The organism is Achromobacter sp. 01N37, from assembly GCF_056399725.1.
This window is the reverse complement of record NZ_JBFTRX010000005.1, coordinates 185653-205853: the sequence shown is the minus strand read 5'-3', so window position 1 is coordinate 205853 and position 20201 is coordinate 185653. Positions and strand designations below refer to the sequence as shown.

15 protein-coding genes and 1 tRNA gene are annotated in these 20201 nt (G+C 62.3%); 13 read left to right on the top strand and 3 right to left on the bottom strand.

Annotated elements, in window-relative coordinates; translation table 11 throughout:
* Nucleotides 1–106: 106 nt before the first annotated feature.
* Both AC1DSJ_RS12480 and AC1DSJ_RS12475 read left to right on the top strand, forming a co-directional pair.
* Nucleotides 107–1012 (top strand): LysR family transcriptional regulator, encoded by a 906-nt coding sequence (locus AC1DSJ_RS12480; RefSeq protein ID WP_441370686.1) that lies wholly within the window; start codon nt 107–109, stop codon nt 1010–1012.
* A 473-nt stretch (nt 1013–1485) separates the two neighbouring features.
* Nucleotides 1486–1767, top strand: coding sequence for a hypothetical protein (locus tag AC1DSJ_RS12475; RefSeq protein WP_175169695.1), 282 nt, complete (start codon nt 1486–1488; stop codon nt 1765–1767).
* On the opposite strand, the gene AC1DSJ_RS12470 is transcribed toward AC1DSJ_RS12475, so the two are convergent.
* Nucleotides 1746–1822: transfer RNA gene (locus AC1DSJ_RS12470), tRNA-Met, on the bottom strand. The genes AC1DSJ_RS12475 and AC1DSJ_RS12470 overlap by 22 nt on opposite strands.
* Before the next feature lie 62 nt (nt 1823–1884).
* Here AC1DSJ_RS12470 and scpB point away from each other — a divergent pair.
* The 8 genes from scpB to typA all read left to right on the top strand — a co-directional run bounded on the left by scpB (nt 1885) and on the right by typA (nt 13624).
* Nucleotides 1885–2997, top strand: a complete 1113-nt coding sequence (gene scpB / locus AC1DSJ_RS12465; protein WP_054423625.1) for an SMC-Scp complex subunit ScpB — start codon at nt 1885–1887, stop codon at nt 2995–2997.
* A 35-nt stretch (nt 2998–3032) separates the two neighbouring features.
* Entirely contained in the window at nt 3033–4874 is a 1842-nt protein-coding gene (locus AC1DSJ_RS12460) for a pseudouridine synthase (protein ID WP_054423623.1), read from the top strand.
* Nucleotides 4875–5411: 537 nt separating this feature from the next.
* Complete coding sequence (gene rimP / locus AC1DSJ_RS12455; RefSeq protein ID WP_054423621.1) at nt 5412–5918, top strand: ribosome maturation factor RimP; 507 nt, start codon at nt 5412–5414, stop codon at nt 5916–5918.
* Entirely contained in the window at nt 5915–7393 is a 1479-nt protein-coding gene (nusA, locus tag AC1DSJ_RS12450; protein ID WP_054423619.1) for a transcription termination factor NusA, read from the top strand. Before rimP ends, nusA begins: the two co-directional genes overlap by 4 nt.
* Nucleotides 7394–7488: 95 nt before the next feature.
* On the top strand, nt 7489–10587 hold the full coding sequence (infB, locus tag AC1DSJ_RS12445) for a translation initiation factor IF-2 (protein WP_054423617.1): 3099 nt from the start codon (nt 7489–7491) through the stop codon (nt 10585–10587).
* A gap of 23 nt (nt 10588–10610) precedes the next feature.
* Nucleotides 10611–11012: a 30S ribosome-binding factor RbfA gene (rbfA, locus tag AC1DSJ_RS12440; RefSeq protein WP_006218273.1), complete on the top strand. Its 402-nt coding sequence runs from the start codon at nt 10611–10613 to the stop codon at nt 11010–11012.
* Between the two features lie 39 nt (nt 11013–11051).
* Nucleotides 11052–11804 carry a tRNA pseudouridine(55) synthase TruB gene (gene truB / locus AC1DSJ_RS12435; RefSeq protein ID WP_054423615.1) on the top strand — a complete coding sequence of 251 codons (753 nt, stop codon included), beginning with the start codon at nt 11052–11054 and terminating at the stop codon, nt 11802–11804.
* Nucleotides 11801–13624, top strand: coding sequence for a translational GTPase TypA (gene typA / locus AC1DSJ_RS12430; protein ID WP_476760317.1), 1824 nt, complete (start codon nt 11801–11803; stop codon nt 13622–13624). The genes truB and typA overlap by 4 nt, the downstream gene beginning before the upstream one ends.
* A gap of 101 nt (nt 13625–13725) precedes the next feature.
* Here typA and AC1DSJ_RS12425 read toward each other — a convergent pair whose 3' ends face one another.
* Nucleotides 13726–14124 carry a tautomerase family protein gene (locus AC1DSJ_RS12425; RefSeq protein WP_441370687.1) on the bottom strand — a complete coding sequence of 133 codons (399 nt, stop codon included), beginning with the start codon at nt 14122–14124 and terminating at the stop codon, nt 13726–13728.
* Between the two features lie 107 nt (nt 14125–14231).
* Here AC1DSJ_RS12425 and AC1DSJ_RS12420 point away from each other — a divergent pair, with 107 nt between their 5' ends.
* The gene (locus tag AC1DSJ_RS12420) at nt 14232–15095 is read left to right on the top strand and encodes a LysR family transcriptional regulator (protein ID WP_441370688.1); all 864 of its coding nucleotides are present in this window, start codon (nt 14232–14234) and stop codon (nt 15093–15095) included.
* A 125-nt stretch (nt 15096–15220) separates the two neighbouring features.
* The gene (locus AC1DSJ_RS12415) at nt 15221–16645 is read left to right on the top strand and encodes a M20 family metallopeptidase (protein ID WP_054423608.1); all 1425 of its coding nucleotides are present in this window, start codon (nt 15221–15223) and stop codon (nt 16643–16645) included.
* A 92-nt stretch (nt 16646–16737) separates the two neighbouring features.
* Here the strand turns inward: AC1DSJ_RS12415 and AC1DSJ_RS12410 are convergent, their stop codons facing one another.
* Nucleotides 16738–17418, bottom strand: coding sequence for an LOG family protein (locus tag AC1DSJ_RS12410; RefSeq protein WP_447577317.1), 681 nt, complete (start codon nt 17416–17418; stop codon nt 16738–16740).
* Between AC1DSJ_RS12410 and polA the strand changes: the two genes are divergently transcribed.
* Nucleotides 17417–20134 (top strand): DNA polymerase I, encoded by a 2718-nt coding sequence (gene polA, locus AC1DSJ_RS12405; RefSeq protein WP_054423605.1) that lies wholly within the window; start codon nt 17417–17419, stop codon nt 20132–20134. The genes AC1DSJ_RS12410 and polA overlap by 2 nt on opposite strands.
* The last annotated feature ends 67 nt before the right edge of the window (nt 20135–20201 follow it).

The following is a 20201-nucleotide window of genomic DNA, read 5'->3' as shown; positions in this document are numbered from 1 at the left end:
AGGGCCGGTCGGTCGGTTCTGTGCGCAAAATGTCTCATATTCGGCGCGGATGTTGCACAGAAATACGGTATAACCGGTACGGTCTGATGCAAGAATCGAGACAATCATGGATCGTCTGAAAGCCATGCAGGTGTTCGTGGAGGTCGCTGACCGGGGTAGCCTGTCGGCGGCCGCTGTCCATTTGGACATGTCGCGAGCGATGGTGTCGAGGTATCTGGCCGAGATGGAGCAGTGGGTGGGGGTGCGCTTGCTGCACCGCACGACACGCCGCCTGAGTCTGACGCCAGCAGGCGCGGAAACCCTGCCGCGCTGCCGGCAGATGCTGGATATGGTGGGAGATCTGCGCAATGCGGTCTCCACGCCTGAAGATACGCCGCGCGGCTTGTTGCGCATCACGACCAGCATGTCGTTTGGCGCCAAGCATCTGGCCGGCGCCGTCACGGATTACGTCAAACAGCATCCAGGCACGTCGGTGGATCTGATGTTGGTTGAGCGCGCTGTGAACCTGGTCGAAGAGCGGGTGGATCTGGCAGTGCGCATCACCAATGATCTGGACCCGAATCTCATTGCTCGCAAGCTGGCCGTCTGCCGTTCGGTGGTCTGTGCGTCACCGGACTATCTGGCGCGCGAAGGCGTGCCGGCGCGCGTCGAGGATCTGTCCTTGCGCAATTGCCTGACCCATTCCTACTTCGGCAAGAGCCTGTGGCGTTTTGAGCGCGATGGCCAGCCGGTGGATGTTCCTGTCAGCGGAAATATCAGCGCCAACGAAGTGTCGGTGCTGTGTAGCGCCGCGCTGGAAGGGGCGGGCATTGCCATGTTGCCAACCTACTACGCGGGGGAGCATCTTGCTGCGGGCAGGTTGAAGGCGATTTTGCCGCAGTGCAAGCCTCAGGAATTAGGCATTTATGGTGTGTATGCATCGCGTCGCCAAATGCCGCTGATTCTGCGTTCGATGCTGGATTTTCTGGTAGATCGGCTCGGTTCTGCGCCATGGGACAAGCCTGCCGGATAAATTCCCCGGCGCGTATTGCGGGCCCGTGGGCTTGAGGGTGAGGGTTATGGCGGTATAATTTGCGAATTGCTCGCGCAGATTTGGCAGCCGCAGTTTTGGCAACTTAGGCAAGCCCATGTTTGCGAGCGGTGGTCTTCGAAAATATCTAAGAATCGTAAGTCCGGCCTGGATCAGGCTATTGCATCGCGAAGGAGTCTTCGCATGTACAAGGGGCGCATGGGTTCAGGGCGCGGCAGCTCGCCGCGACACCGTATCCATGCTTTGATGGCCCAGGTCTTGATACTGATTGCCACGGGATGATGACGCGGGGTGCCGGCGTGTCCCGCAGGCTTGTTGGCAAGTGATGCCAGCTTTCCAGAATTTGCTTAAGGCGTCTGTCGCGACACGAATCGGACAGGCTTATCGCCCTATCTTGATCGGCGCGGCCGTTTTGCCGCATCGCCGTCATGCATGGCAGTCAACGCAGGAAACTTGTGAACACTACGCAAATCAACGCCGTCTGTAGCGGGTCCGTCCGAGTGCTGGCTCGTGTCGAGGCGCGGATGGCTGTGGAAGTGCGTGGGTGGTTGGCGTGCGCAACTGCTGCAAAAGCGGGTGCAAAAGAAGTCGCCGAACACAATGCCCAGCAAAGCACTGCACAAATGAGCGCTGCACAAATGAAAAGCGCGGAACGCATGAAAATCGTCGCGCAAATGAAAAAGGCCCGGCGAAATCGCCAGGCCTTCATCAAATTTGGTTGCGGGGGCAGGATTTGAACCTACGACCTTCGGGTTATGAGCCCGACGAGCTGCCAGACTGCTCCACCCCGCGTCTGAGAAAAGAATATTAACCTTATTTCCAACCTAGCGCAAGTTAGCCCTTTTTGAATTTGAATGTCGATGAACGATAGCGAGGCAATACTCGTGCTGGAAACCGCGCTTTTATGTGCGGTGCAGCCGATGCAACTGTCCGATATGCGCAAGCTATTCGGGGACGATGAACAATTCGACAACAGTAAGCTGCGTGCGCTGTTGGAGACGCTGCAGGCCAATTGGGCCGATGGCGGCCTTGAGCTGGTGCAGCTGGCAAGCGGTTGGCGCTTTCAAAGCCGCCCGCATATGCAGCGCTACCTTGAGCGGCTGAGTCCTGAAAAGCCGCCCAAGTATTCGCGCGCCGTGATGGAGACGCTGGCGATTGTTGCTTGGCGTCAGCCGGTAACGCGTGGCGATATTGAAGATATCCGTGGCGTCACTGTGTCTTCGCAGATCGTGAAGGCGCTGGAAGATCGGGGGTGGATTGAAGTGATCGGGCATCGTGATGCGCCCGGCCGGCCGGCCCTGTTCGGCACCACGCGCCAGTTCCTGGACGATCTCGGGCTGCGGGCGCTGGATGAGCTTCCGCCGCTGGAGTCGGCACAGGCTGCCGCCGCGTTGGCGGGGCTGGATCTGGGAGAAGTGCAGCAAGTGATGGGTGAAGTGCCGGGTGAAGTGCCGGGTGAAATACCGGTCGAAAGTGCTGAAAATGACACTATCCCCGTTGCGGAATTGTCTGTTTCGGAAGACGATGCACCCATAGCCCCGGTCGATAGCGTAGAATCCGTCGTTTCGCGCACAGAAGAAGGCGCGATTCCCGCCGACGAACCCACCGTCCGGGAGCAAGCCGAAGGCTTGTCCGATACGCCGACCCTGTCCGGTTTTCCCGACGACAGAGCCGGTAACGACATTTCCGATATAGCCGCCGAATCCCCTGAGGACGGTGCTGCAAAGGAAAGTGTCGAGAACGCAAAACACGCGGAACCGACCGACCCGATTGACGAGACCGATCACGCAGCGCCTGGCGCCGCTGGGCATGAGCCCGATTTCGGCCTTGATGATCCTGTTCGGCCCGACCCCGATGCCGCCTCTGTGGCCTCGGATGAAACGGACCCGGCGCGGCCTGGCGCCAGCCGAGATTCGGCGTCCCCTGATGATGACGAGCCTGCCCCTGGCAGGCCTACCCAAGTTTGAAATTCGGAGCTGTCCCAGTGACAACGAATACAGCAATGCAGGACGACAATCCCCGTTCGGATGACACCGTTTCCAACGGTCAGCCGGAATCCTCCGCCGCGCGCGAGCCGGCTGCCGAAGGCGAGGGCGCAGCCCGTGGCCGCGGCCGCAAGCTGAGGACGCCGTTCCGTCGCCGTCGTGGCGATGCAACGGGCGAGCAAGCACCCGCTGTCGAAGGCCAGCCCGCGGCTGCCGCCGCCCCGGTCGAGTCGCCTGACTCCCGCGGTGGTGAGCAGGAAGCCGAGCAGGCTCTGTCGTACCTCGAGACGGCGGACCGCATGGAGCAGCGCCTGGGCAAGTACCTGAACAGTGATTCGGTCATGCCCAAGCTGCACAAGGTGCTGGCGGATGCCGGTATCGGTTCGCGCCGCGAAATGGAAGAGCTGATTGTTGCTGGCCGCGTGTCGGTCAACGGCGAGCCGGCCCATATTGGCCAGCGCGTGGCTCCGAACGACCAGGTTCGCGTGAACGGCAAGCCGATCATGCGCGTGAACACCAAGAAGCCGCCGCGCGTGATCCTGTATCACAAGCCGGCAGGCGAAATCGTCAGTCATGACGACCCGGCAGGCCGCGCCAGCGTGTTCGCGCGCTTGCCCAAGCTGCGCACGGGCAAGTGGCTGTCGGTCGGCCGTCTGGACTTGAACACTGAAGGCCTGCTGATCTTCACGACCTCCGGTGACATGGCCAACCGCATCATGCACCCCCGTTATGGCACCGAGCGCGAGTACGCGGTGCGCGTGCTGGGTGAAATGGACGAAGCGCAGCGCCAGTCGCTCGTGGATGGCATCGAGCTGGAAGACGGCTTGGCGGCATTCGGCGCGCTGGATTATCTGGGTGGCGACGGCAGCAACCGCTGGTATCGCGTGACCTTGCAAGAAGGCCGCAACCGCGAAGTCCGCCGCATGTTTGAAGCGGTTGGCGTTACGGTCAGCCGCCTGATCCGCACCCGTTTCGGTGATGTGGTCCTGCCGCGCACGTTGCGCCGGGGCCGCTGGGAAGAGTTGGATGGTTCGTTGGTCACCGCGTTGATGGTCCAGCTTGGACTGTTGCGTGAAGACGACGAATCGGGCGGTAATCGCCGCCGCTCGAAGCAGCCGCAATCGCATGACAGCGCGTTGCCTCCGGGCTTTGGCACGATGGATCGCAACGGGATGAACGGCGCGCGTATCGGCCGTCGCGGCAAGCTGCAAGGCGGTCGCTTGGGCAGCGCGGGTCAAACGGCCGCGTGTCCGTCCGATCCGTTCGGCACGGGTTTGATGATTGCTGGCGGTTATGCCAATGGCCATCCGCTGGCTGCGGAAGGCGCAGGCGGTAATCGCAAGGGTGGCAAGCCAGGTGGCCGTTCGGCGGCGCCGGGCGGTGGCCGTCCGGGCGGCAAACAGGGTGGTAAGCCTAGCGGCAACGCAGGCGGCAAGCCTGGCGGCAAACCGCGCGGTCCGCGTTCGGCGGCGGCCAATGGCCCGTCGGGTAACGTGGGTTCGGCGGATGTGGCCGTGGGTAATGTGGCCGAGGCGCCTGTGGGCGGCGGCCGCAAGCCTTCTGGTGGCAAGCCGGGTGGCAAGCCTGCGGGTGCGCGTGGCGGCAACGCCGGCGGCCGCAATGGCAAGCCTGCGGGTGCTGGCGGCCGGGGTGGCAACAAGGCTGAAGGCCCGCGCGGTGCAGGCAATTCAGCAGCCAACAAGGGTCCGGGCGCAGGCGGCAAACCGCGCGCTCCGCGTAGCGCCTCGTCGTCTTCGCCTTCGTCGTCGGCTCGCGGTGATGATTGGCAGCCGCGTGGCGCATCGGCCCACGAGTCCCGTCTGGGTGTGATGGGCGGACGTGGCCGTCAGGGCCGCTGAGCGTTGCTGGCGGCGGCGCTAGCTGCGCCGCCGGGCACGATGTGTCCCGCATAACGGTAAGCCCGTGACGAATCAGGCGTTTTTCCAGTTTATCTGGTAAAATCAATGGTTTTCATGGCTTCGCGTCATTGCTTTTTGTCAGGCAAAGGCGGTTGGCATGGTGCTTATTGCTCTGCTGTGGCGTGCAAATATCGCAATGCGAGGCAGGGCAACGCTGGAAAAGCAGGGCAATGCTGGAAAAGCGGTGCTAGGGCAGTGCTAAAAATGCAGGGCTGAATATGCCCCGCTAAGAACGCAGTGCTAGTAGCTTTAAGCAAGAGCAGTTGGCATCGGAATTTGCGCCAAGTGCCGTCGGGTCCGCAGGTCGGGCTGGGGCGGCCAAGGTTGAGAAACCCTGCGGGGGTTTCGTGGCGCAAACCACAAATTAGGTCGCAATATAGGGCGCTGCCCAGCATTGCTCCTTACGTGTAGTAGGGAAGCGGCTGGGCTCTGCGCAATATCGGTGGGCTGGGCGTGCAGCCCATTTTTTTTGAGTATATGGCTGATTTATTCGCATTGACCGAAGAGGCTCTGGCCGGCATGGACGTCGAACTCGTGGACGTCGAGCGTGCCGCCCTGGGCCTTTTGCGCGTAACGATCGATCGGGTCGGCGGTGTGCGCATCGAAGACTGTGAACAGGTGTCTCGCCAATTGTCGCGGGTGTTTGAGGTCGAAAACGTCGACTACAAGCGCCTGGAAGTTGGCTCGCCGGGCATTGACCGCCCGTTGCGCAACGAGGCCGAGTTCCGGCGCTTTGCTGGCGAGCGCATCGAGATCAAGCTGCGCGAGGCATTAGACGGACGTAAGGTCTTCTCTGGCACGTTGACCGTGCCTGAAGACGACGCCGCCGCCTCGGACGCTGCTGCTGGGATGCACAAGACCGTCGTGTTCGGTCTCGAATTTGAGGCAAAAAAGAACGACATCCAGGTGTTGAATTTCACGGTCGATGATATCGAGCGTGCAAAACTGGATCCCGTTCTGGATTTCAAGGGCAAAAAGCGATGAGTCGCGAAATTCTTCTGTTGGTCGATGCCTTGGCGCGTGAAAAGAACGTCACGCGTGACGTCGTGTTCGGTGCACTGGAAAGTGCGCTGGCCTCGGCCATGAAAAAGCGCTTCAAGGATGATGCGGACATTCGTGTCGCCATCGATAGGGAAACCGGCGATCACGAAGGCTTCCGCCGCTGGCTGGTGGTGCCGGACGAAGCCGGCCTGCAAGAACCCGACAAGCAGGAAATGCTGTCGGACGCGGTGGAAATCGTTCCTGGCATCCAGGAAGGCGAGTACATCGAAGAGCCGCTTGAACCCATCGAATTCGGCCGTATCGGCGCGCAGGCGGCCAAGCAGGCCATTCTGCAAAAGATCCGTGACGCCGAGCGCGAACAGGTGCTGAACGACTTCCTGGATCGTGGCGAAACCATTGTGTCCGGCACGATCAAGCGCATGGACAAGGGTGACGCCATTGTCGAAACCGGCAAGATCGAAGCGCGCCTGCCCCGTTCCGAGATGATTCCGAAGGAAAACCTCCGGGTCGCCGACCGCGTCCGCGCCTATGTGTTGCGTGTTGACCACGCCGCGCGTGGCCAGCAGGTGATTCTGTCGCGCACCTCGCCCGAGTTCATCCGCCAGTTGTTCGAGAACGAAGTTCCGGAAATCGAGCAGGGTCTGCTCGAGATCAAGGCTGCTGCCCGTGATGCGGGTGTGCGTGCGAAGATCGCCGTCGTGGCATACGATAAGCGGATCGATCCCATCGGCACGTGCGTGGGCATGCGTGGTTCGCGTGTTACTGCAGTGCGCAATGAGTTGGGCGGCGAGCAGGTCGATATCGTGCTGTGGTCGGAAGACCCCGCGCAGTTTGTCATCGGCGCCCTGGCGCCGGCCAACGTCGAATCGATCGTCGTTGATGAAGACAAGCATGCGATGGACGTCGTCGTCGACGAAGAAAACCTGCCCAAGGCGATCGGCGCCAAGGGTCAGAACGTRCGCCTGGCGTCCGAACTGACTGGTTGGCAGATCAACATCATGACGCCGGAAGAAAGCCTGAACCGCCAGGAAGTCGAGCGGTCGGGTCTGCGCACCACGTTCATGAGCAAGCTGGACGTTGACGAGGAAGTCGCTGACATCCTGATCGACGAAGGTTTTACCGGTATCGAGGAAATCGCTTACGTGCCCATGCAGGAACTGCTGGAAATCGAAGCGTTTGACGAAGACACCATCAATGAATTGCGCGCCCGTGCTCGCAATGCGTTGCTGACTGAGGCAATTGCCCAGGAAGAGCGCCTTGAGACCGCACAGGATTTGCTTGAACTCGAAGGCATGACGCAAGAGCTGGCTGGCAAGCTGGCCGAGCGTCAAGTGCATACGCGTGATGATCTGGCCGAATTGGCAACGGACGAACTGGCGGAAATCGCCGGCTTGACCGAGCAGGAAGCCAGCGACCTCATCATGCGTGCCCGTGCCCATTGGTTCGACGAAGAATAACCAAAAGGACACGGGTCTGCGGTGGGTAGTGCTGGTTTTATCCACCGCAAGTTCACGTTGTTTGTAATAGCTGCATATAGGGAAGAGAGAGCCTAATGTCGAGTAACACCGTCGCCCAGTTCGCTACCGAGCTGAAAATGCCTGCCAATGTGCTGCTGGATCAGCTGCGCTCGGCTGGTGTTGACCTCAAATCGGTTGACGATTCCGTCACCGACAGCGACAAGGCGAAATTGCTCGAATCGCTGCGTCGCGCCCACGGCGCGACCGAAGGCAAGAAGATCACCCTGACGCGCCGCCAAACGTCCGAGATCCGGCAGGCTGACGCCACCGGCCGCTCGCGCACGATTCAGGTCGAAGTGCGCAAGAAGCGCGTGTTCGTCAAGCGTGATCCCTCCGAAATCGCCCTGGAGCAGGCCGCGTCCGCGCGTGCTGATGAAGAAGTCTCCGTCGAAGAAGAGCAGCAGGTGTCCGCGCCGGCTGCATCCGAGGCGCCTGCCGTGGTCGAGCCTCGCGAGACCACTCCCGTGCAGGCGGAGGCTGCGGCCCCCGTTGAAGCGGCAGAGCCTGTTGCTGTAGAAGCGCCCGCGCCGGTTGAAGCGCCCGCGCCTGTTGAATCCGTCGCGGCCGAAGTGCCCGCCACCGTCGAGGCGCAAGCCCCCGAAGTTCAGGCTCAGCCTGAACCCGAACCGACGCCGGCGCCTGCTCCTGCCGAGCCCGTGGCCGAAGAGGCCAAGCCCGAAGTTAAGACTGAATCCACCGAGCCCAAGGCTGAAGAAGCCAAGCCGGAACCTGTTGTGCTAGCTAATAAGTCCGAAACACCTTCCCCCCAGGCCAATGCGCCGATCGCCCAGGCTCAGCCTGCTGCGAAGTCCGAATCCGTGAAACCCGCTGCCAAGCCCGAGGCCGCCGCGCCTGCGCCGACGCCTGCCGCACCTGCTGCGGCCGCCGCACCGGCTCCCGCCGCCAGGGTGGGCAATCGCGCCGACAACCGCCGCGCTGGCCCGCCGCTCGCCGCCTCCGCTACGTCGGGTGGCCGCGATGAGGCCCGCCGCGCTGCAGAAGCCGAAGCCGCTGCCCTGCGCGAGATGCTGAACCGTCCGCGCAAGGTGCTGCGCGCCCCCGAGCCGGAGGCGCCTGCTGCTGCCGCTGCTCCGATTTCGGGCACGCTGCACAAGCCGGCTGGCAAGCCGGGTGCCACTCCTGGCGCCAAGAAGGACGCCAAGCCCGCCGCTCCTGGCACGAAGAAGACCATCAAGACCGCCGAAGTCGCTTCGACCTGGTCTGATGACGCTTCGCGCAAGAAGCCCGCCGACAAGCCGGCAGCCCCGGCCAGCCGTGATGGCTGGCGTGCAGGCGGCAAGGGTGGTGGCAAGGGCGGCGGCCGTGGTGGCCGCAACCAGCAGAATGACCGCCGCAACGAGCCGGCACCCGCCGAATTCATCGCACGTGAAGTTCACGTGCCGGAAACCATCAGCGTGGCCGACCTGGCGCACAAGATGTCCGTCAAGGCCGCAGAAGTCATCAAGCAGTTGATGAAGCTGGGCCAGATGGTCACCATCAACCAGGTGCTGGACCAGGAAACGGCCATGATCGTGGTCGAGGAACTGGGCCACGTGGCAATCGCCGCCAAGCTGGATGACCCGGAAGCGTTCCTGGACATCTCCGCAACGGTTTCCGAAGCCGAACAACTGCCGCGTGCCCCGGTCGTGACCGTCATGGGCCACGTCGACCACGGCAAGACCTCGCTGCTGGATTACATCCGCCGCGCCAAGGTTGCCGCGGGCGAAGCCGGCGGCATTACGCAGCACATCGGCGCCTACCACGTTCAGACCGAACGCGGCATGGTGACCTTCCTTGACACCCCGGGCCACGAGGCGTTCACCGCCATGCGTGCCCGCGGCGCCAAGGCCACCGACATCGTCATTCTGGTGGTGGCTTCCGACGACGGCGTGATGCCGCAAACGCGTGAAGCTATCCACCATGCCAAGGCTGCGGGCGTGCCCATGGTCGTGGCCGTGACCAAGATCGACAAGCCGTCGGCCAACCCGGAGCGCGTCAAGCAGGAACTGGTTGCCGAACAGGTTGTGCCGGAAGAATACGGCGGCGACGTGCCGTTCGTGGGTGTGTCCGCCAAGACCGGCGAAGGCATCGACGATCTGCTCGAAAACGTGCTGCTGCAAGCCGAAGTGCTGGAACTGAAGGCACCGGAAGACGCACCCGCCAAGGGTCTGGTCATCGAAGCCCGTCTGGACAAGGGCCGCGGCCCGGTCGCGACGATTCTGGTGCAAAGCGGTACGCTCAAGCGCGGCGACGTCGTGCTGGCCGGCGCAAGCTTTGGCCGCGTGCGCGCCATGCTGGACGAAAACGGCAAGCCGATCCAGTCGGCCGGCCCGTCGATCCCGGTGGAAATCCAGGGTCTGACCGAAGTCCCGGCCGCTGGTGACGAACTGATGGCCCTGTCCGACGAGCGCAAGGCGCGCGAAATTGCACTGTTCCGCCAAGGCAAGTTCCGCGACGTCAAGCTGGCCCGCCAACAGGCCGCCAAGCTGGAATCGATGTTCGACAACCTGGGCGAGGGCACGCAAACGCTCACGCTTATCGTCAAGACCGACGTGCAAGGTTCGCAGGAAGCGCTGGTGCAGTCGCTGGTCAAGCTGTCGACCGACGAAGTCCGTGTGCAAGTGGTGCACGCGGCTGTTGGCGGCATCTCGGAAACCGACATCAACCTGGCTATCGCCTCGAACGCTGTCGTGATTGGCTTTAACGTGCGTGCGGAAGCAAGCGCTAAGAAGCTGGCCGAAAACAACGGCATCGATGTGCGCTACTACAACATCATCTATGACGCCGTGGATGAAGTTAAGGCAGCCATGTCGGGCATGCTGGCGCCCGAGAAGAAAGAAGAAATCATCGGCCTGGTCGAAATCCGTGAGGTCTACAGCATCTCGCGTCTCGGCAACATCGCCGGTTGTATGGTGCTTGACGGCATCGTCCGCCGCGATTCCCAGGTGCGCCTGCTGCGCAACAACGTGGTTCACTGGACGGGGCATCTCGAATCGCTGCGCCGCTTCAAGGACGACGTCAAGGAAGTCAAGTCGGGCTTCGATTGCGGTCTTACGCTGCGCGGCAACAATGACATCCAGGTGGGCGACCAACTGGAAGTCTTTGAAATCAAGGAAATCGCGCGTACGCTGTAAAGCGTCGCGAGGCATTATTGCTAATGAGCCGTCACAAGTCCAAAGCCATCCCCGGCCGCAATCTGCGGCTGGCCGACCAGATCCAGAAGGATCTGGCCGAGATCATCCAGCGCGAAATCGATATGTCTCGCGCTGGCCTGATCACGCTCTCCGGTGTGGAATTGTCGACCGACTACGCGCATGCCAAGGTGTGGTTCACGGTTTTGGGCGCTGAGCCCGAAGCCGCCACTGCCTTGCTGAACGAAAAAGCCGGTTGGCTGCATTCTCAGCTCTACAAGCTGTTGCACATTCACACTGTCCCCACTTTGCGTTTCTTCCACGACGAGCAAATTGCCCGTGGTATCGAAATGTCGATCCTCATCGACCGCGCAAACCGGCCCGGCCCGCACTCGGGCGTGCCCGACGAACCTGAAGACCAGTCCTGATCGGGCTGTCGTCACTGCTTTTTCAACCGGATTTCGACGATGGCTAAACGACGCGGGCTTGCGCTCGACGGTGTGCTGTTGCTCGACAAACCCGTAGGTTTGTCGAGTAACCACGCTTTGCAACGCGCCAAACGCGCCATGGACGCGGCGAAAGCCGGTCACACAGGCACGCTGGACCCCTTTGCCACCGGCTTGCTGGTGTGCTGCATGGGTCGCGCAACTAAAATTTCCGGCGCGATGCTGAACGCCGACAAGGCTTATCGCGCTACGCTGCAATTTGGCAGCGAAACCGATTCTGGCGACCTGACCGGCAATGTCGTGTCGACCGCCGAGCCGGGTTTTGCCGTAGAGGAACAGGCATTGCGCGACGCGCTGTCACGTTTCTCGGGCACGATCGAACAGATTCCGCCGATGTACTCCGCGCTCAAGCGCGACGGCAAACCGTTGTACGAGTACGCGCGCGCCGGCATCGAGCTGGAACGCGCTCCGCGACAAATCACGATACACCGCATCGAGCTGTTGTCCCTTTCGGGGACGCAGGCAGAGATCGATGTGGCTTGCAGTAAAGGCACATACATCCGAACACTGGCCCAGGACATCGGGCGCGTGCTGGGCTGTTTCGCCCACCTGACGGCGCTGCGGCGCACGCATGTCGGGCCATTTTCTCTGGAACGCGCCGTTGAGCTGGAAGCCTTGCAGGCCATGCCAGACCCGAAGCAGGCATTGCTTGCACTGAACGAATTGCCGGAGGGCTTGCTGCCCTCCACCCTGACCTTAAAGGACTCGCTATGACTCGCGCCTTGCGCAACGTCGCCATCATCGCCCACGTGGACCACGGTAAAACAACCCTGGTCGACCAGCTGCTGCGCCAATCCGGCACCTTCCGCGAAAACCAGGCGCTGACCGAACGGGTCATGGACTCGAACGATCTGGAAAAAGAACGCGGCATTACGATTCTGGCCAAGAACTGTGCCGTTGAATACGAAGGCACGCACATCAACATCGTCGACACCCCGGGACACGCGGACTTCGGCGGTGAAGTCGAACGCGTGCTGTCCATGGTTGACGGCGTGCTGCTGCTGGTGGACGCCGTTGAAGGCCCGATGCCGCAGACCATCTTCGTGACGCGCAAGGCGCTGGCCCTGGGCCTGAAGCCGATCGTGGTCGTCAACAAGGTTGACCGCCCGGGCGCCCGTACCGACTTCGTCATCAACGCCACGTTCGACCTGTTCGACAAGCTGGGCGCGACCGAAGAACAGCTGGACTTCCCGGTGGTGTACGCCTCGGGTCTGTCGGGCTACGCCGGTCTGACCCCGGACGTGCGCGAAGGCAACATGCGCCCGTTGTTCGAAGCCATTCTGCAGCACGTGCCGCAGCGTGACGACGACCCCAATGGCCCGCTGCAGATGCAAATCATCTCGCTGGACTACAACAGCTACGTCGGCAAGATCGGCGTGGGCCGCATCAACCGTGGCCGTATGCGCCCCGGCATGGAAGTGGCTTACAAGTTCGGTCCGGAAGGCCAGGGCGGCCGCGGCCGTATCAACCAGGTGCTGAAGTTCCACGGTCTGGAACGCGTGGTGGTGGATGAAGCCGAAGCCGGCGACATCGTGCTGATCAACGGTATCGAAGAACTGGGCATTGGCTGCACCGTCACCGACGTGGCCACGCAAGAAGCGCTGCCGATGCTGCGCATCGACGAGCCGACGCTGACCATGAACTTCATGGTGAACACGTCGCCGCTGGCCGGCCGCGAAGGTAAGTTCGTGACCAGCCGCCARSTGCGCGASCGCCTGGACCGCGAACTGAAGTCSAACGTGGCGCTGCGYGTGSSCGAMACSGGCGACGACACSGTGTTYGAAGTGTCGGGCCGTGGTGAACTGCACCTGACGATTCTGCTGGAAACGATGCGCCGCGAAGGCTACGAGCTGGCCGTGTCGCGCCCGCGCGTGGTGTTCAAGGAAGTCGACGGCGTGAAGTGCGAGCCGTTTGAATCGCTGACGGTTGACGTTGAAGACGCTCACCAGGGCGGCGTCATGGAAGAGCTGGGCCGCCGCAAGGGCGACCTGCAAGACATGCAGCCGGACGGCCGTGGCCGTACCCGCCTGGAATACCTGATCCCGGCCCGTGGCCTGATCGGTTTCCAGAACGAGTTCCTGACGCTGACGCGCGGCACGGGCTTGATGAGCCACATCTTCCACGAATACGCCCCGATCAAGGAAGGTTCGATTGGCGAGCGCCGTAATGGTGTGCTGATCAGCCAGGACAACGGCGACGCCGTGGCCTACGCACTGTGGAAGCTGCAAGACCGCGGCCGCATGTTCGTGAACCCGGGCGATGCGCTGTACGAAGGCATGATCATCGGCATCCACAGCCGCGACAACGACCTGGTCGTGAACCCGATCAAGGGCAAGCAGCTGACCAACGTTCGCGCCTCGGGCACCGACGAAGCCGTGCGCCTGGTTCCGCCGATCCAGATGTCGCTGGAATACGCTGTTGAATTCATCGACGACGACGAACTCGTGGAAATCACGCCGAAGTCGATCCGTCTGCGTAAGCGTCACCTGCTGGAAAACGAACGCAAGCGCGCCGCGCGCGACGCCGCTGTCTAAGCCACGCTGGGGCTAAGGCCCCTTGCGGTTCGGCAGCAAAAGAAAAGCCGCACACCTTAGGGTGTGCGGCTTTTTTTTCAGCTTCAACGCTGGCCGGTGAATTACACGCCGTTTTGCTGGTGCCGGTATTCCTGCGTGGCGCCGCCGTAGCCGTATGCCGCGGCGCGCGCATCGATCGCATGCACGTAAGAGCATTCGTGGAGCTCGCCCAGAATCTCTTGGAACGCCGCGTAGATCTCCTTGATGAAGCGCGCCTTTTCGCCCTTGGTGTTGGTCTCGTCGGTGACGCTGATGTCCAGGTGGAAGGCATTCTTGCCCAGTTCTGACAGCGGCTGGCCGCCGATGAACCACAGGTCATGCGGAATATGCTGCAACGTGATCGCGATGACGGGCAGCTTTTTCCCCAGTACGGACTGGGTCAGGCCGGCAACGGATTGCACCACGCGGCGGTTGATGGCGGGGTCGGACTGGCCCGAGAGATGAACGACGATGTGGGGCATTTTTGGCTCCTGAAAGGGGAAGGGACAGGGCCAGTGTAGGCAGCCGATTGGCATCGGAAAAGCGGGAAATTACGATTCAATCCATCGATAAATCCGTTGGATAAATCATGTCGGGATTCGATCTGGACCAGTTGCGCACACTGGTTGCCGTGCTGGATGCAGGCAGCCTGACGGCGGCCGCGCCCAAGGTGTTTCTGTCGCAGTCGTCCGTCAGCGAGCAGATGCGCAAACTGGAAGACCGTGCTGGCCAGCCGCTGCTCGTGCGCGGCAAGACGGGCGTGACGGCCACGCCCGCAGGTGAACGCCTGTTGGCGCACGCGCGCGCCATTCTGGCTTTGAGCGACGAGGCCTACCGCGATCTGCGCGGCGTGGCGCTGCAAGGCGAGCTGCGGCTGTTCATCACTGACTACTTCCGCCCCGGTGACGTGGCGCGCATGCTGCGCCGCCTGAACGAGCAATATCCGCAAGTGCGGCTGCACGTCACCATCATGAAAAGCGGCGCGATCGAGGCCGCCTATGAACGCGGCGAGATTGATGTCGGCATCTCCATGTCGATCCAGGAACGTGGCGCGCCCCGAGCCCGTGCGCAAGGCGCGCTGCTGCGCCGCGAACCGTTGCTGTGGATGGCGGCGGAAGGCGCAAGCGCGCCGCAACATGACCCCTTGCCGCTGCTGGTGTTGCCCGAAACGTGTGCGCTGCGTCAGTACGTAGAGCGCTTGCTATCCCGGCGAGGCGTGCCCTATACCGTGTCGCATGTGGCCTCTGGCGTAGCCGGTTTGCAGTTGGCGATTTCGGCGGGGTTGGGCGTGGCCTGCCTGAATGAATCGGCGCTGGCGCCAGGCATTGCGCGCTTGCACGCGCCGGGTTTGCCGGCCTTGCCGATGGTGGAATTCCGCCTGTTGCCCGCACGCCCCGGCGAGACAGAATTTATCGGGCTTGCGCGCGAAGCCATCATCAAGGCGATGGCCTGATCCGGCGAGCGCCCCGGATTCGCTCTGGCTTCCCGCCTGGAAATGATTGAAACTGCCGGAACCAAGCTGGACGAATCACAGGCTTTTTTCACCGAGACAGGATCATCCCTTTCACTGGAGAAGCAATGGGTGCCATCGATACACTTGCGCCGTTCATCGACGCGCGCAGCGACCGTTATGCCGACTTGAGCGACCGCATCTGGAGCCTGGCCGAGCTGCGCTATGACGAGCATAAGTCGGCCGAGCTGCACATCGCTATGCTTGAGGAAGCGGGCTTTCGCGTCACGCGCGACGCCGCCGGCATTCCCACTGCGTTCGTCGCGGAAGCCGGCCAGGGCGGCCCCGTCATCGCCATTCTGGGCGAGTACGACGCGCTGTCGGGCTTAAGCCAGGAAAGCGGCGCCTTTGCCTGTGCGCCGTCGCCCGAGACGCCCAATGGCAACGGCCACGGTTGCGGCCATCATCTGCTGGGTACGGCCGCGCATTTCGCCGCCGTAGCCGTCAAGGAATTCCTGGAGGCCAAGCAGTTGCCGGGCACGATCCGGTTTTACGGCTGTCCGGCGGAAGAGGGCGGGTCGGGCAAGACCTTCATGGCGCGCGCGGGGTTGTTTGATGATGTGGATGCGGCGCTGACGTGGCACCCGGCATCGCACACGGGCATTTTTTATCAGTCGTCACTGGCCAACATCCAGGCCTACTTCCGCTTTCGGGGCATCGCGGCGCACGCGGCGAATTCTCCGCATCTGGGCCGCAGCGCGCTGGACGCGGTGGAGTTGATGAACGTGGGTGTGAACTATCTGCGCGAGCACATGGTGCCGGATGCGCGCGTGCATTACGCCGTGACCAACAGCGGCGGCATTTCACCCAACGTGGTGCAGGCGCGTGCCGAAGTGCTTTATCTGGTGCGCGCACCGATCAATTCGCAGGCGGCCGACCTGTATGAGCGGGTGAAGAACGTGGCGCGCGGCGCGGCGTTGATGACCGGCTGCGAGCTGGAAATCGTGTTCGACAAGGCCTGCTCAAACTACATGCCGAACCGCGTGCTGAACGACGTGATGTACGCCAACATGCAGGCGCTGCAAGGGCCGGCCTACACGCCGGGCGAAGAGCAGGCGGCGCGCCGCATGTGGGATGCGATCAGCGAAGACGACATTGATAACGCGGGTAAAAACCTGGGCGCCGTGCTGCGCAACCCCACGCCCTTGTTCGCGGGCGTGGCGCCGTTTGATCCGGCCAAGACGGAGATCAGTTACGGTTCTACCGACGTGGGCGACGTCAGCTGGGTGACGCCCACGGCGCAGTGCTGGGGCGCTTGCTACGCCTATGGCACGCCGTTCCATTCGTGGCAGATGGTGGCGCAGGGGAAGATGTCGATGGCGCACAAGGGCATGGTGCATGCCGCGAAAATCATCGCGGCGACCGCAGCAGATTTGTATACGCAGCCGGAAGCGTTGGCGCGCGCCAAGGAAGAATTGCTTGAGGCGCGCCGCGGTCAGCCGTATGTGTGCCCGATCCCGGCCGATGTCGTGCCGTCGTTTATGCGCAAATAATCTTGGCTTGGGAAGCCGGCACGAAATCCAGGATGTGACACGACACGCCCCGTCGCCAGGCGGTGGGGCGTGTCTGTTTTCCTGATCAGGAATCAGGCCGGCAGCGACGGCGCGTACTGCGCTTCGGATGTGACTTTGTCGTGGAATTCCACGACACGGCGCACGACCTTGACGGGATCGTCTTCGATGATGAAAAGATCCAGGTCATGCGCGCCGATCATGCCGTTGCTCAACACCTGGTCGCCCAGCCATTCGACCAGGCCAGACCAGTATTCGCTGCCCACCAGCACGATGGGTGCCGGCGGAACCTTGCCCGTCTGGATCAGCGTCAACGCTTCGAAGAGCTCGTCCAGCGTGCCAAATCCGCCCGGCATCGCCACGTAGGCGAAGCTGTGCATGAAGAACGTTGCCTTGCGCGAGAAGAAGTATTCGAACGACAGGCTGATGGTTTGGTATTCGTTGTTGTGCGCTTCGTGCGGCAGGCTGATGTTCAGCCCGATGCTGGTGCCGCCTGCTTCGAATGCGCCCTTGTTTGCGGCCTCCATGATGCCGGGGCCGCCCCCAGCGATCACCGCAAAACCGGCGCCGGCCAGGGCGGCCGAAATCGCAACGGTGGTTTCATAGTGGGGGGAATTGCGGCTGACTCGTGCGCTGCCGAAGACGCTGACTGCGGGCCCGATGTTTGCGAGCTTGTCTGCCGCCGTCCGTATCTCTGACATAATCAGCGGAATTTGTTTGCCGGCGGGTGTTTCCATATCTGCCTTTGTAACCATGAAAAAAACCTTATTACTGGTCGACGGTTCAAGTTACTTGTACCGCGCTTTCCACGCTATGCCTGATTTGCGCAATGCGCAAGGCGAACCTACGGGTGCGCTCTACGGCGTGGTGAACATGTTGCGCAAGCTTGTATCTGACCACAAGGCAGAGTATGCCGCATGTATTTTCGATGCTCGCGGCAAGACCTTCCGGGACGACCTCTATCCCGAATACAAGTCGCACCGTCCTCCCATGCCGGAGGACTTGGCCGCGCAGATCGAACCCATCCACCGCGCCGTGCGCGCGCTGGGCTGGCCGGTGCTGGCCATTGAAGGGGTGGAAGCCGATGACGTGATCGGCACCCTGGCCAAGCGTGCCACCGAACACGACGTGCACACCATCGTCTCTACGGGTGATAAAGACCTGGCGCAGCTGGTCAACAGCCACGTCACGCTGGTCAACACCATGACGGGCGAAGTGCTGGACGAACCTGGCGTCGTCAATAAATTCGGCGTGCCCGCAGACCGCATCGTTGACTACCTGATGCTGGTAGGCGACACCGTGGACAACGTGCCGGGCGTCACCAAGGTCGGCCCGAAGACGGCCGTCAAATGGCTGACTGAATTCGGTTCCATCGACAAGCTGATCGAAGGCGCCGATGGCATCAAGGGCGTGGCGGGCAACAACTTGCGTGAAGCCATTCCGAACTTTCCGCTGACGCGCCAACTGCTCACGGTCAAGTACGACTGTGACTTGACCGGCCATATCGAAAGCGTGGACGACCTGACGCCGCGCGCGCGCGACGACGCCACGCTGACCGAGCTGTACGAGCGCTATGGTTTCCGCACCTGGCTGCGCGACCTGACGGGCGACGCCGAGCGCGTGCCCACTGGGGATGCGCGCGTTGCAGCCGAGGCGCCGGCAGCGCCCACTGAAATCGACTACCGCATCATTTCCGACTGGGCTGAATTCGACGCCTGGTTTGAAAAGCTGCAAGGCGCGTCGCTGGTGGCGCTGGATACCGAAACGACTTCGCTTGATCAGATGCAGGCGCGGCTAGTTGGCCTGTCGCTGGCGGTGGAGCCGGGCGTGGCCTGCTACATCCCCGTGGCCCATCGCGGCCCGGACGGCGCCACCCAACTGCCCAAGGCCGAAGTGCTGGCGCGTTTGAAGCCGTGGCTGGAAGACGCCTCGCGCGCCAAGCTGCTGCATCACGCCAAGTACGACGCCCATGTGTTCGCCAACGAAGGCATCAAGCTTGCGGGCATCACCGACGACACGATGCTGCAAGCCTACGTGCTGGAATCGCATCGCGGCGTGGGGCTGAATGATCTGGCCCAGCGCTATCTGGGCCGCAGCGGCGTGTCGTATGAAGACCTGTGCGGCAAGGGCGCCAAGCAGATCGGCTTTGACGAAGTGGCGGTGGACAAGGCCGGCCATTACGCTGCCGAAGACGCGGACTTCACCTTGCAACTGCATCAGGTGCTGCGCCCAATGGTGGCGGCCGACGAAGGCTTGAACCGCATCTACCAGCTTGAGATCCAGGTGTCGGCGGTGCTGACCACCATCGAACGCAATGGCGTGAAGGTGGATGCCGCTGAACTCGGCCGCCAAAGCCACAAGCTGGGCCAGGAAATGCTGCGGCTGGAGCAAAAGGCCTATGAACTGGCCGGCCAGCCGTTCAACCTGAATTCGCCCAAGCAGTTGGGCGAGATCCTGTTTGAGCGCATGCAGCTGCCCGTGGTGCGCAAGACCGCAAGCGGCGCGCCGTCTACCGACGAAGACGTGCTGACCAAGCTGGCGCAAGACTATCCGCTGCCGCAGGTGCTGCTGGAATATCGGGGCTTGTCCAAGCTGAAGTCCACGTACACGGACAAGCTGCCGCGCATGATCAACCCGAATACCGGGCGCGTGCATACGCGCTATTCGCAGGCGGCGGTGATCACGGGCCGTCTGGCGTCGTCTGATCCCAACTTGCAGAACATTCCGGTGCGCACCGAGGCTGGCCGCCGCGTGCGCGAAGCGTTCATCGCTGAACAGGGCGTGTTGCTGTCGGCGGACTATTCGCAAATTGAATTGCGCATCATGGCGCATGTGTCCGACGACGAAAACCTGCAACGCGCCTTCGCCGCTGGCGAGGACATCCACCGCGCCACGGCCTCGGAAGTGTTCGGCGTGGCCTTGCCGGATGTGTCCACCGAGCAGCGCCGCGCGGCCAAGGCCATCAACTTTGGCTTGATCTACGGCATGGGCGTGTTCGGCCTGGCGTCCAACCTGGGCATCACGCGCGACGCGGCGCAGGCGTATATCGACCGCTACTTCGCCCGCTATCCCGGCGTGGCGATGTACATGGAAAATACCCGCCGCTTGGCGCGCGAACAAGGCTATGTGGAAACCGTATTCGGCCGCCGGCTGCAATTGCCGGAAATCCGCGGGGCGTCGGGCCCGCGCCGGCAGGGCGCAGAACGGGCCGCCATCAACGCGCCCATGCAAGGCACCGCGGCTGACCTGATCAAGATGGCCATGGTGGCCGTGCAAGATTGGCTGGAAGCGGAAAAGCTGCAAACGCGCATGATCATGCAGGTGCACGATGAACTGGTGCTGGAAGCACCGGACGCCGAGATCGACGTGGTCAAGGAAGCGTTGCCCCGTTTGATGTGTGCAGTGGCTGAGCTGCGCGTGCCGCTGGTGGCCGAAGTGGGCATGGGCAAGAACTGGGAGCAGGCGCACTAGGGGCGGCTAGGAAGGGCGCCAAGGAAGGGCGGCAATGAAGGGCGGCAACGAAGGGCGCCCATTTGGG